This is a genomic window from Flavobacterium saccharophilum (assembly GCF_900142735.1).
Classification (GTDB): domain Bacteria; phylum Bacteroidota; class Bacteroidia; order Flavobacteriales; family Flavobacteriaceae; genus Flavobacterium; species Flavobacterium saccharophilum.
In genome coordinates, this window is the sequence record NZ_FRBY01000004.1 from 26060 (window position 1) to 40573 (window position 14514).

Below are 14514 nucleotides of genomic sequence, written 5' to 3' on the forward strand. Positions count from 1 at the left end.
AAAAAAATAAGATGAAAAATATACTTAAAAAAATAAAATTCTTGCCAGTAGTCTTCTTACTCTTTGCAAGTTGTGAAGACCTCGACCTGGCACCTGAAAATCAATTTACGGACTCTAACTATTGGACAAGTGTAGACAAGGCGCAGACTTTTTTAAACACCGCTTATTCGCAAATGCAAAATAGTCAGAACTTCTTTTATAATGAAGCATTATCTGATAATGCATACAATGGAAGAGGAGATAATGCAGGAGCAGCCTCTATTGGAGCGGGAATTTACGATCCATCCTCAGCAAGAGTAAAAAAAGAGTGGAACGATCGATATTCTGGAATCAAAACCTGTAATCTGATCCTGGAAAATATTGGACGTGTGCCAAATGCTAATCCGGCAATAATCGCCAGAATGACTGCCGAAGCACGTTTTTTAAGAGCGTTTCAGCATTTTCAGTTAACTACATGGTATGGAGACATTCCGCTTCTTAAAAAAGATCCTTCTCTTGAAGAAGCATCTACAGTAAGCAGAACTCCACATGCAGAAGTGATTCAGTTTGTACTGGACGAATTAAATGCTATAATTCCACAATTGCCAAAAAATACTCAATTAGCTGCTGCTGAAAGAGGTAAAATTACTGTTGGAGCTGCAGCTGCCTTAAAAGCAAGAGTTCTTTTGTATGAAAGCAGATGGGAAGAAGTGGCTCAGGTAACAGAGCAGTTTATTGCAGGTACTTATGGACAATACAGCTTATTTGGTTCATATGAGGGATTGTTTCAAACGCAAAATGAATACAGCAGCGAAGATATCCTGAGCTTGCAATATGTACCAATTGATAGAATGTGGGGAGAATTTTTTGATATGGCACCAATATCTGCGGGAGCAAGATTAAACGCGTTGGCTCCAACTCAGGAATTAGTGGACAGTTATATCATGACAAATGGAAAAAGAATTAATGAAGCAGGTTCTGGCTATGACGAAAACAATCCATATGTAAACAGAGATCCAAGACTTACAGGAACAGTAGTGTATGATCAATACAACTGGAAAGAGGCAGATGGAACTTCTCATATTATTTATATCAAACCAGGCACATCACCAGGAAATGCTACAGATGAATTTGTTCAGGGATCATCTGCAACACCTACTGGTTATTATACACGCAAGTATTATGATGTACAGCATATTACATCTTTAAATTCTGGTTTAAACCTAATGCTTTTCCGTTATGCTGATATTTTACTAATGCATGCAGAAGCTAAAAATGAATTGAATCAAATGAATAGCTCAGTTTGGGATCAAACGATTAAAGCTTTAAGAACCCGCGCAGGATTTACAGATGGTGCAGCATTAGCCTATAACGGTTCATTAGGGCAAACTGGACTTCGCGAAGTGATAAGAAACGAACGTCGTACAGAGTTTGGAATGGAAGGTCTGAGAATATTTGATATTAGAAGATGGAAAACAGCAGAAGTAGTATTAAACGGTTATGCACACGGTGCTAAATTTGGAGTGTCTTCTGTTGATAACGGGTATTTAAGAGTCAACTTAAGAACTTTTGATCCTGATAAACATTATTTATGGCCAATACCAAGAGACGAACGCTTGATTAATCCAAATTTAACCCAAAATCCAAACTGGTAAAATAAAATCAACCTAAAAAAATAATAATATGAAAAATATATATTCAAAACTATTAATAGTTATTTGCGCAGTATTTCTTGTAAGCTGTGACAACGACGAAACAATGAGCCACACAAATGTAAGTGCGGTTAATGCTCTTTATTCACCAGCTGACAATAAATTTTTTGATCTTGGCGCACAAAGTTCTGCTATTTTTGAGTGGGAAGCTGCAAAGGCAGAAGATAACGGAGCAGTACTTTACGATGTAGTTTTTGATCGTGAAAGCGGCGATTTCTCTAAACCGGTTTACACAATTCCATCAGATGGAAAAGGATTTCAAAACAAATTGAACATTTCTTTTACTGAGCTGAACAAAATTGCTGAAATGGCTGGAATTCAATCTGAAAGTATTGGAAAATTAAAATGGACAGTGTATTCTACTAAAGGATTAAATGTTCAAAAATCTACAGTATCAGGTATTATCGAAGTTCAAAGACCAGGCGGTTTCCCAACTCCGGACCAGTTGTTTATTACAGGTACTGCTTCTGAAAACGGAGAAACTGTTGCAGATGCGCAGGCTTTCAAAAAAACTGGCGCTACTTCATTTGAAATTTACACAAAACTAAAAGCAGGTAGCTACAAATTTATAACTAGAAAAAATGGAACACCTGAAGTATTTTATATCAGCGAAGATAAGTTAAAACAAGATGGAGCTACAACGTATGCCGGAGATAGTAAAGTCTATAAAATAAAAGTTGATTTCAGCGATGGTTCTACGACTATGACTGAAATTAAAAAGATTGAATTGTGGTTCCCGCCACTTAGTTCTTATTTATTTGAATATACGTATTCTGGTGGAGGTATTTGGAAAGCGGCTAACAAGCACATTGATTTCAAAGTAGAATCATGGGGTAAAGATGAGCGTTACAAATTTAAATTTACAGTTGTAAACGGTGAAACAACATCTGAAGAATGGTATGGCAGCATAAATGGAGACAACAACAGACCAGATGCAAGCACAGCAGCTTCTTATTGGTATATGGTTCCTGTAACAAACGATTTCTGGAACAACTGTTTCAAATTTGCTACTGCAATAGATAACAGCAATGTAAATGCAGAAATTAATTTTAGCGCAGCTGCAACGGCATATACACACAGTTTTACAATTTTATAAATAACTCCGACGTCTCTCAGGGATTGTCTTTGAGAGACGTTTTTAAATAATAATAGTATGAAAAGATTTTTTTCAAAAAGTTATAGTATCCTGTTTTTAGCGATTGCCGGATTGGGGTTGTTAACTGCATCTTGTGATGATGATCCAATTCCGTTACGTGATCCTAATGGGGTTGTTGCTCCTGAATTTGAATATACCTGGGCAAAAACAGCAGATTCCTTACAGCTTGCTACTACAAATACTTATTTAGGCTCTAACGGAACTTATATACAGAATAATACAGGAAACAGCACTTTCAATTATTGGCCTAATGCTCACGTACTGGATGTTCTTGTTGATGGATATTTAAGAACTGGTAATGAAAGCTATATTCCTAAAATGAAAGCTTTGCTACAAGGAATTAAAGTAAAAAACGGAAACACGTATAATAACGTTTTTAACGACGATATGCTTTGGCTTGCTAACTCAAGTCTTCGTGCCTATGATGCAACAAAAGATGCAGAATATAAAGAAGTTGCTGATTTTTTATGGGAAAGAATAAAATTAAGCTGGAGCGATGTTTTTGGCGGTGGTATCACCTGGAAACAAGATACTCCAATGCAAAAAAATGCAGTTTCTAATGGTCCTGCAGTAATTCTTGCCATGAGATTGTATGAAATTGATAAGGATCCTCAAGATTTAGAATGGGCTAAGAAAATTTATACATGGCAAAAAAATAATCTTGTAGATCCTGTAACAGGACTTGTTTGGGATAACATTTCAGAAACTAATGGTGTAATTACCACTAATAAAGACTGGGTATTTACCTATAATATGGGAACCTGGATTGGTGCTGGATTAAGATTGTATAAAGCAACAAATGATCAGACTTATCTTGATGATGCAGTTAAATCAGGAAGATCCGTTTTAACAAGCCCTAAATTAGTTTCAGAAGGTATTTTAAAAGATGAAGGCCAGGGAGATGGTGGTTTGTTTAAAGGCATCCTGGTAAGATATTTTACTGAGTTGACACAACATCCAACTATCAATGCGACTGATAAAGATAAATTTGCTGATTTTATGAAGTTTAACGCTGAAACGTTCTATAAAAAAGGAATTTTAAGACCAGCTATGCTTTCAGGAAATAATTGGAAAGTGGCTCCTGCCGCTGGTGCAAATGTAGATCTTACCACTCAATTAAGCGGCGTAATGCTTATCGAAGCTGCAGCTAAGCTTGATAAAGATGGATATTTTGATTAAGTAAGTTTGTTTGTTTAGTAATTTTTGTAACACCTGAAGGACGTAAAAATCCTTCAGGTTTTATATTATTTTTTCTGATAGCCCTAATATAACAACAGATTTTTAGGATACTTCTAAGAATTCAAAAAACAAAATTTCATAATGAAGAATAAATTAACCGTTATACTTTTTCTTTTTGTCGGATTTACATGTTTTGCACAATGGAAACCACAGGGAGATAAAATAAAAACCAAATGGGCAGAACAGGTAGACCCAAATCATACGTTACCTGAATATCCAAGACCTATAATGGAGAGGAATCAATGGAAAAATCTTAATGGTCTGTGGAATTATGCAATACAGCCAGTAGGCCAAACAGCACCAAAAGGATACGATGGAAAAATACTCGTTCCGTTTGCTGTTGAATCAAGCCTTTCCGGGGTAATGAAAACTGTCGGATCAGAAAAAGAACTCTGGTATGAAACCAATTTCACAATTGATAGTAATTGGAAAAATCATGATATTTTATTGCATTTTGGTGCAGTAGACTGGAAAACAGAAGTGTGGATCAATAATGTCAAAATTGGTACGCATACGGGTGGTTTTACTCCTTTTAGTTTTAATATAACACCATTTTTAAATGGTAAATCGCAAAAACTGGTTGTAAAAGTATGGGATCCAACAAGTGACGGAACACAGCCGCGAGGCAAACAAGTTAAAAATCCGGAATCGATTTGGTACACACCCGTTACAGGTATCTGGCAAACAGTTTGGTTAGAGCCCGTAAATAAAAAACACATCACCAATTTAAGAACAACACCGGATATTGATCGTAATACCATTAGTATTAATGCAGAATTAGAAGGAAATACAGACGGAGATATCGTTGAGGTTACCGTATTGGATGGAACAAATGTAGTTGCTTCTGAAAAAGCGGTTGCGGGCCAAACTTTGGATATTGTCCTGAACAATCCAAAATTATGGTCGCCGGATAGTCCATTTTTATATGATGTTAAAGTGAAATTTAGCAGCAAAGGAAAAATAGTGGACGAAGTGAAAAGCTATTTTGCTATGCGTAAGATATCTTCTAAACGTGATGCCAATGGAATTGTAAGAATGCAGCTCAACAACAAAGACTGTTTTCAGTTTGGACCTCTCGACCAGGGATGGTGGCCTGATGGCTTATACACTGCACCAACTGATGAAGCTTTAAAATACGACATAGTTCGAACGAAAGAACTAGGTTTTAATATGATTCGTAAACACGTAAAAGTAGAGCCAGCAAGATGGTATACACACTGTGATAAACTTGGAATTATGGTTTGGCAGGATATGCCAAGCGGTGATGAAGGCCCAATTTGGCAAATGCATAAATATTTTGAAGGTACTGAACTAAAAAGAACAGCCCAATCTGAAGAGACATACAAAAAAGAATGGCGCGAGATTATGGATAATTTATATTCTTATCCAAGTATTGTCGTTTGGGTTCCGTTTAATGAAGCCTGGGGACAATTCAAAACGGTTGAAATTACAGAATGGACAAAAAATCACGATCCGAGCAGATTAGTCAATTCTTCAAGTGGAGGAAATCACTTTCAAACCGGAGATATTTTAGACATTCATCATTATCCGGGACCGGAATTAAAATTATACGATGCCCGCAGAATTACTGTTTTAGGAGAATATGGCGGAATAGGTCTTCCGGTAACAGGTCATCTTTGGCAAACAGATAAAAATTGGGGATATACACAGTTTAAAAATACCGACGAAACTACAGCGAAATATAAAGAATATGCTGATCAGTTAATTAAATTGGCTAAAGTAGGATTTTCGGCAGCTGTATATACGCAGACAACTGATGTTGAAGGAGAAGTAAACGGTTTTATGACATACGATCGTAAAGTAGATAAAATGAATTTTTCTGAAGTAAATAAAATAAACCAAGAAGTAATTAATTCTATTAAATAATTAAGTTTTATAATAGTACACCATTGTTGAAAGATTTTGTGTTATTAACCTTTATTGCTCTCTATGTATTGAATATATAGGTAAACTAATCTTTTACAATTTTAAAATACACAAAATGGAAAGAAGAAAATTTATCCAAAACACCGTTTTATTTAGCAGCTTGGCGCTTATAGATCCTATGGAAATAGTTGCTGGTACAAAAGCGATTAAAGAGTTCCCGATTGTGAGGGTTGCTAAAGACAAAAGAAATTTTGAGAGCGATTTTATAGAAAAAACAATCGCTGAGTTTCAAAAAAATGTAAAAGACAAAGAATTAGGATGGTTATTCAACAACTGTTTTCCAAATACCCTTGATACTACCGTAACCTATTCACAAAAAAATGGGCGACCAGACACTTACGTTATAACGGGTGATATTGATGCCATGTGGTTAAGGGATAGTTCTGCTCAGGTTTGGCCTTATATGGCTTTCGCCGGAAAAGATTCAAAGTTAAAAAATCTTATTGCAGGTGTAATAAACAGGCAAACAGAATACATTTTGAAAGATCCGTATGCGAATGCATTTTATAACGATCCAAATAAAAAAGGGGAGTGGACAACAGATCACACCGATATGAAACCAGGTGTTCACGAAAGAAAATACGAAATCGATTCGCTTTGCTACCCAATCAGATTGGCATACAATTATTGGAAAAATACAGGAGATGTTGCTCCTTTTGATGAAAACTGGGTAAAAGCAATTAAAGCAACGCTTAAGGTTTTCAGAGATCAACAACAAAAGAGTGGTAAGAATCCTTATACCTTTCAAAGAACAACACAATTCGCTACAGATACACGACCATTAAAAGGTTATGGATATCCGGTTAAACCGGTTGGTCTTGTTTGTTCGGCTTTCAGGCCGAGTGATGACGCAACTGTTTTTTCTTTCCTGATTCCGTCGAACTTTTTTATTGTAGCCAGTATGAATCAGGCTGCAGAAATGTTGGAAACCATTAAAAAAGACAATGCAACTGCAAAAGAATTAAGAGATTTAGGAGCAGAGGTAGCAAAAGCTATTAAAGAACATGCCGTGGTTAAACACCCTAAATACGGAGATATTTTTGCATTTGAAGTGGATGGTTTTGGAGGTCATTTATTAATGGATGATTCTAATGTGCCGAGTTTGTTAAGTTTACCGTATTTAGATGCGATTGACGTTAATGATCCAACGTATCAAAATACCCGAAAATTTATTCTTTCAGAAGATAATCCGTTTTTCTTTAAAGGAAAAGCAGCCGAGGGAGTTGGCGGACCACACGTTGGTATGGATATGATTTGGCCTATGTCACTTGTCATGAGAGCGTATACCACTTCTGACCAAAATGAAATAAAAGAATGTATCAGAATGCTGAAAGGTTCACATGGCGATACCGGTTTTATGCATGAATCTTTTCACAAAGATGATCCTAAAAATTTCACCAGATCCTGGTTTGCATGGACAAATACCTTGTTTGGAGAATTGTTGTGGGATACCTATAAAAAGAATCCAAAATTACTTGAGTTATAGTTTTTAACCGATTTTAATTTTTTATAAAATGATAAAATTTAACAAGAATATAGTTCTTGCGGCCCTATCTATGTCCATTTTTGGCTTTAATGCGGCAGCTCAGAAATCTGGTGGAGGTCTCTCAAAAGGAAAGTATACGGCATTGGTAAATCCGTTTATTGGAACCGCACCTTTACTGGACACTAAAATAATTGGTTACACACCGCCGGCAAATATGCGTGTCTGGGCAGGTTTGGTTTTTCCGGGATCTTCTGTTCCAAACGCAATGGTACAGTTAAGTCCGATGACAAAATACAGATCCGGTGCGGGCTACGAATATGAAGATACAGAAATTTTAGGTTTTACACATACCAACAAAGGCCATTGGAATTTGTGTCATATTCCGCTTTTACCAGTTTCGGATGGCGCTTCTTTTCCGTACAAATCATCATTTAGCCACGATCAGGAAAAAGCAAGTCCGGCATATTATGAAGTATATTTAAAAGATTATGATGTTCAGGTAAAACTGACTTCAACGCTTCGTTGCGGTGTACACGAATATACTTTTAAAAACAATAAAGGCAGAAAAGTGCTTTTTGATCTTGGTAAAGCAAACAATCGTGTAGACGACTGGCAAATTAAGATGGAAGGCGCCAATGCAGTCAGTGGTTTTCAAAGAACGGGAGGCGAAAAAATATATTTTTATGCGACTTTGAGCAGTCCAATTGAAAAATTAGATACCAAGGATATCGCAAAAAGCGGCGGTTATACTTTAGTAAATATTAAAGACGGCGATACTAAACCCGTTACGGTTAAAATCGCACTGTCCTTTGTAAGCACAGAAAATGCAGCTGAAAATCTAAAAGCTGAGGTAGGAGACAAAACGCTGGCAAAAGTTTTTGATGAGGGAAGTACCAAGTGGGAAAACATGCTTTCTAAAATTCAGGTAAAAGGTGGAACAGAACAACAAAATGTTATGTTTTATAGCATGTTGTACAGATCATTTTTATGGCCTGCTTTACGAAGCGATGTAAACGGGCAATTTATTGATGAAGCCGGTAAAGTACGCAAAGAAAATTACCACTATTACACACTGCCTTCCTTGTGGGATGATTACAGAAATAAACTAGTTCTGCTAAGTATTTTTTCTCCGGATGTTACGGCTGATGTGATCAGTTCTATTATTAACGAAGGAGAAATAAAAGGTTTTATTCCGACATTCTTTCACGGAGATCACGCAGCCTCTTTTATTGCAGGATCTTATATGCGAGGAATCAGGAATTATGATGTTAAAAAAGCATATCAGTTATTATTGAACAACGCTTATAAAGAAGGCGGAACAAGACCTCATATTGCGGAATATATTGCTAAAGGTTATGTTCCGGAACAAGATATTAAAGATCCAAAAGTAGAAACAATAGCAAATGCCGCTGTTACTAAAACCTTAGAATATGCTTATGACGATCACGCACTTTCGTTATTAGCCAAAGAGTTAAATGATACAGAGCATTATAATGATTTGGTAAAACGGTCTAAAAATTATGCAAACGTTTTTGACAAATCAACCACTTTTATGAGAGGAAGATTGGCAGATGGTTCATGGATAACGCCTTTTAATCCTGAGTTTCCTTATTATGAATATATGTACAGAGAAGCAAATGCATGGCAGCTATCCTTTTTTGTTCCTCATGATATGCCGGGCTTAGTGCAGCTTTATGGCGGGGCAAAACCTTTTGAGGCAAAATTAGACGAGTTCTTTACAAAACCCTGGAATCCAAGTTATATCGCGTGGAATATCTCTGGTTTTATTGGACAATATTGCCACGGAAATCAGCCGGATCATGAAGCACCGTTTTCTTATTATTTTGTAAACAAGCCTGAAAAATCGCAAAAAAGAATAGACGAAATTTTAGATACAATGTACGGAATTGGGCCAGAAAAACTGGCTATGAGTGGTATGGATGATGCGGGTGAAATGTCCTCGTGGTATGTGTTTGGTGCATTAGGACTTTACCCGTTATCACCTGCCGATCCCGAGTATATTGTCACTGTTCCTATTTTTAAAGAAGTAGCCTGGACAACTCCGGCAGGAAAAAAAGTAACGATAAAAAATCCTAACGGAAAAAGAGATTTAGAAGCCATTAAAGTAAACAACACTAAAATTGATGGTTATTTCATTTCGCACGATTTGTTTAAAAATGGTGGCGAAATACAAGTCATAACGAAGTAATAGATATAGTAATAAAATAACGTCCCATTTTTCGTGGGACGTTATTTATATAAAAATGTTTTCATGAAAAATTTAAAATTAATTGCTTGTCTCTTATTGCTTTTGGGAATTTCTAATGCCTATTCTCAAAAAACAAATTTTGAAGTAGCATCGCCAAATGGTGAATTAAAAATAGCAATCACTTTAGGCGATAAAATCTATTATTCGATTTTAGCAGGAAATGAAGAATTAGCGGCAAAGAATCATTTGGGCTTGGTGCTTAAAAATGAAATTTTAGGACTAAATCCGAAAGTAACTGGAAGTAAAACCGGAAAAGTAAATGAAGTTATAAAACCGGCCATTCCGCTTAAATTTTCAACGGTAGCAAATATTTATAATTATTTGCTGCTGAATTTTAAAGGTGGATATTCAGTTGAATTCCGTGCTTTTGATGAAGGTGTGGCGTATCGATTTATAACAGCCAAAAAAGGAGAAATTGAAATACTAAACGAAGATTTCTCGGTTAATTTCCCAACGGATTATTTACTTCATTTGCAGCAGGCGGAAAGTTTTAAAACTTCTTATGAAGAAGAATATTCACATTTAAATGCCAGTGACTGGAAATCTTCTGATAAAATGTCAACACTTCCCGTTTTGGCAGATTCAAAAAAACAATACAAAATATTAATCAGTGAGTCGGATTTGTCTGATTATCCGGGAATGTTTTTAAAAGGAACTGGAAGCGGCGTTGTATCAACATTTCCAAAAGCACCTTTAGATTTTGGGCCAGACGGAGACAGAAGCCTTAAAATTTTAAAAGAAGCAGATTATATTGCAAAAACGACCGGAACGCGAAGTTTTCCGTGGCGTTATTTTGTCATTACTAAAAATGACAAACAGCTAATTGAAAACACGATGACTTTAAAATTGGCTCCAAAAAGTCAGGTTCAGGATCCATCCTGGATCAAACCGGGTCAGGCGAGTTGGGAATGGTGGAACGGTGCAACTCCATATGGCCCGGATGTGAATTTTGTGTCGGGTTATAACCTAAATACGTACAAATATTTTATTGATTTCGCTTCAAAATTCGGTATTGAATATATCATTATGGATGAAGGCTGGGCTAAAAGTACAGAAGATCCTTATTCGCCTAATCCAAATGTTGATGTTCAGGAATTGATTCGTTATGGGAAAGAGAAAAACGTTGGCATCGTATTATGGTTAACTTGGTTGACTGTAGAAAAAAACATGGAACTTTTTAAAACTTTTAAAGAATGGGGAGTAGCCGGAGTAAAAATTGACTTCATGGATCGCAGTGATCAGGTGATGGTTAATTATTACGAAAAGGTTGCAAAAGAAGCTGCAAAATATCAAATCTTGGTTGATTTTCATGGTGCTTTTAAACCGTCTGGTTTAGAATATAAATACCCAAACCTGATTTCGTATGAAGGGGTAAGAGGAATGGAGCAAATGGGAGGTTGTAAACCAGATAACAGTGTATATCTTCCTTTTATGCGCAACGCCGTTGGTCCGATGGATTATACGCCAGGAGCAATGATCAGCATGCAGCCTGAAGTTTACAGATCGGAGCGACCTAACTCTGCCAGTATTGGAACCCGTGCTTATCAGCTTGCTCTATTTGTAGTTTTTGAAAGCGGCTTGCAAATGCTTGCTGATAATCCAACAAATTATTACCGCGAAAAAGAATGTACCGAATTTATAACCTCAGTTCCAACAACCTGGGATGAAACGGTAGCGCTGGAAGCGCAAGCCGGGCAATACGCCATTGTAGCCAAAAGAAAAGGTTCAAAATGGTTTATTGGCGGAATAACCAACAACGCTGAAAAAGAGCGAACTTTTAAATTAAATCTAAGCTTCTTAAAAGCGGGAAAATCGTATAAAGTAACTTCATTTGAAGACGGTATCAATGCGGGTTATCAGGCAATGGATTACAGAAAAAAGGACTTTACTATAAAAAGTAATGAAAGTATAGAAGTTAAAATGGTGAAAAATGGCGGTTGGGCCGCTGTTTTAGAAGAAATTTAAAGGGAAATATTGCATTACAATTCAAAAGAAAAATTTAATAATGATACAACAGAAACACACTATATTTTTCCTTTTTCTATTAATGAATTTAGTGGGCTTTTCTCAAACGCCTGTAAATCTCAATTGCGAGCATCTTGTGAATCCGTTGGGAATTGACGTAGCACAGCCGAGATTTTCATGGCTATTAAAAAGCAATAAAGATGACGTAGTGCAAATTGCCTATCAAATACAAATAGCAGCAGATTCGATCGCTTTAGTTAAAGAAAAAGAATTGGTTTGGACTACTGGAAAAGTAGCTTCAGAAGCGATGTTAACTTCGTATAATGGAGCAGCTCTTCAGTCTTTTACTGCTTATTTCTGGAGAGTAAAAGTATGGAGCAATAAAAACAAGATGGAAGTTTCAAAAATAAATCGTTTTGAAACCGCCATGTTGCAAGCTAGTGACTGGAAAGGAAGCTGGATATCAGATTCTCATGATAAGAATTATAAGCCGGCGCCGTATTTTAGAAAGGAAATCACGACAGCAAAAACGATTAAAAACGCTCGTGTGTATGTCACGGCAGGTGGATTATATGAGTTTTATGTCAACGGAAAAAAAGTTGGAAACCGAATGCTGGATCCGATGTTTACAAGATACGATCGACGAAATTTGTATGCTTCTTTAGACATTACAACTTATTTGCAAAAAGGGAAAAATGCTTTTGGATTGTTATTAGGAAACGGCTGGTACAACCATCAATCGACTGCAGTTTGGAATTTTGATAAAACAAATTGGCGAAACCGTCCGCGTTGTCTGGTCAATATCAGAATTACCTATTCGGATAACACTACTGAAACGATAGTAACAGATGAAACATGGAAAACAGCAGATAGTCCTGTAATTTTCAATAGCATTTATACGGGCGAGCATTATGATGCCCGAAAAGAAATAAAGGACTGGAACAAGCCTAATTTTGATGATCAAAATTGGAACAAAGCGATATTGGTGAAAGCACCTTCCTCCAAATTAGTGTCACAACAATTACATCCTATTATGGTTGTGGCGAAGTTAAAACCCATTAAAATCAACGGAATAAACGATACTTTAAGTGTCTTTACATTCCCACGAAATATTGCAGGAACAGTTGAATTTTCCATAAAAAAGGCGCTTCCCGGAACCGTTTTCAGAATAAAACACGCAGAACGTTTGTATAAAAATGGCATGGTAGACCTTTCCAATATTGATTTACATTATCGACCTACGGACAATTCTGATCCTTTTCAAACGGATATTTTTATTGCAAATGGAAACGATAACGAGAGCTTTTCTCCAAAGTTTAATTACAAAGGATTTCAGTTTGTAGAAGTAACGTCAAGCAAGCCTTTTAAATTAGATGAGGATAATCTATTGGCATTAGAAATGCACAGTGACGTTCCGGCTGTAGGGAAAATTAAAACGTCTAACATCGTTTTTAATAAAATTTGGGAAGCGACAAACAGCAGTTACCTTGCCAATTTATTTGGTTATCCTACCGATTGCCCGCAACGCGAAAAAAACGGATGGACAGGAGACGCCCATACGAATGTCGAAACTGGATTGTATAATTTTGACGGAATTACCATTTATGAAAAATGGCTCGCAGATCATCAGGACGAGCAGCAAAGTGATGGTGGAATTTCAAATATTATTCCGAATCCGGGAGCATTTGGTTATGAATTTGCCACAGGTCCGGATTGGACCAGTTCCATTGCTATTATTCCCTGGAAGATATACGAGTTTTATGGAGATGACAGCCTTTTATCTAAAATGTATCCCAATATAAAGCAATATGTAGATTTGATTGATAAACGGTATCCAACCGGAATCACCGACTGGGGATTAGGAGATTGGGTTCCTGTCAAAAGCACAAGTTCTAAACCGCTTACTTCTACCATGTATTATTATATAGATGTAATGATTTTGGCCAAAACCGCAAAACTGTTAGGAAAAACAAGCGATGCAGACCACTATTTTAAACTGGCAGAAAAAATCAAAAACATATTCAACGAGCAGTTTTTGAATAAAGCAACTTATTTGTACTGCAGCGGCACTCAAACAGAATTATCCGGTCCGCTTTATTGGGGATTGGTTCCGGATGAATTCAGGCAAAAAGTAGCCGATAATTTATATAAAAAGGTGCAGGAAACTAATTTTCATCTTGACGTTGGTTTACTCGGAACTAAAGCGATACTGAATGCATTAAGCGAAAACGGTTATGCAGATGCCGCTTATAAAATGGCTTCACAAGAAGATTTTCCGTCCTGGGGTTATTGGATAAAAAATGGAGCTACTACCTTATTTGAAAATTGGCCACTGAATGTGGAGAAAAATGACGCTTCGATGAATCATATCATGTTCGGAGAGATAGGTGCATGGATGTATAAAGGAATCGGAGGTATTTTTCCTGACGAAAATGAACCGGGCTTTAAACACATTATTTTAAAACCAAATTTTGTAAAAGGACTTGATTATTTTGAATCAGAACACACATCTCCTTACGGTAAAATTGTCTCCAACTGGAAACGAGAAAAGAAAAATATAATTTACAAAGTAACGGTTCCGCCAAATGCTACTGCAACGCTGTATTTAGAAAAGAAAAGTACTGTTACTTATAATTTCAATGCTATAAACGGGACTAGCGAAGAAGGATTATATAAAGTTTTTCAACTTACATCAGGTACGTATTCTTTTAACATTGCTACAGAATAATTTCCCTGATTCTGATTCGCTAAATCGTTCTAT

The 14514-nt window shown here is 36.4% G+C and carries 8 protein-coding genes; all 8 read left to right on the top strand.

What is annotated here, in order from left to right; genetic code table 11:
• Positions 1-11: 11 nt before the first annotated feature.
• The 8 genes from BUA98_RS13465 to BUA98_RS13500 all read left to right on the top strand — a co-directional run bounded on the left by BUA98_RS13465 (position 12) and on the right by BUA98_RS13500 (position 14481).
• Positions 12-1634 (top strand): RagB/SusD family nutrient uptake outer membrane protein, encoded by a 1623-nt coding sequence (locus tag BUA98_RS13465; protein ID WP_072973364.1) that lies wholly within the window; start codon positions 12-14, stop codon positions 1632-1634.
• A 28-nt stretch (positions 1635-1662) separates the two neighbouring features.
• Positions 1663-2787 (top strand): SusE domain-containing protein, encoded by a 1125-nt coding sequence (locus tag BUA98_RS13470; RefSeq protein WP_072973366.1) that lies wholly within the window; start codon positions 1663-1665, stop codon positions 2785-2787.
• 57 nt (positions 2788-2844) lie between these two features.
• Entirely contained in the window at positions 2845-4026 is a 1182-nt protein-coding gene (locus BUA98_RS13475; RefSeq protein ID WP_072973367.1) for a glycoside hydrolase family 76 protein, read from the top strand.
• 141 nt (positions 4027-4167) lie between these two features.
• The gene (locus tag BUA98_RS13480; protein ID WP_086065306.1) at positions 4168-5973 is read left to right on the top strand and encodes a glycoside hydrolase family 2 protein; all 1806 of its coding nucleotides are present in this window, start codon (positions 4168-4170) and stop codon (positions 5971-5973) included.
• 115 nt (positions 5974-6088) lie between these two features.
• Entirely contained in the window at positions 6089-7519 is a 1431-nt protein-coding gene (locus tag BUA98_RS13485) for a glycoside hydrolase family 125 protein (RefSeq protein ID WP_072973371.1), read from the top strand.
• 28 nt (positions 7520-7547) lie between these two features.
• Positions 7548-9728 (top strand): GH92 family glycosyl hydrolase, encoded by a 2181-nt coding sequence (locus tag BUA98_RS13490; RefSeq protein ID WP_072973373.1) that lies wholly within the window; start codon positions 7548-7550, stop codon positions 9726-9728.
• 63 nt (positions 9729-9791) lie between these two features.
• Positions 9792-11753, top strand: a complete 1962-nt coding sequence (locus BUA98_RS13495) for a glycoside hydrolase family 97 protein (RefSeq protein WP_072973375.1) — start codon at positions 9792-9794, stop codon at positions 11751-11753.
• Between the two features lie 40 nt (positions 11754-11793).
• The gene (locus tag BUA98_RS13500) at positions 11794-14481 is read left to right on the top strand and encodes a glycoside hydrolase family 78 protein (RefSeq protein ID WP_072973377.1); all 2688 of its coding nucleotides are present in this window, start codon (positions 11794-11796) and stop codon (positions 14479-14481) included.
• Positions 14482-14514: the final 33 nt, after the last annotated feature.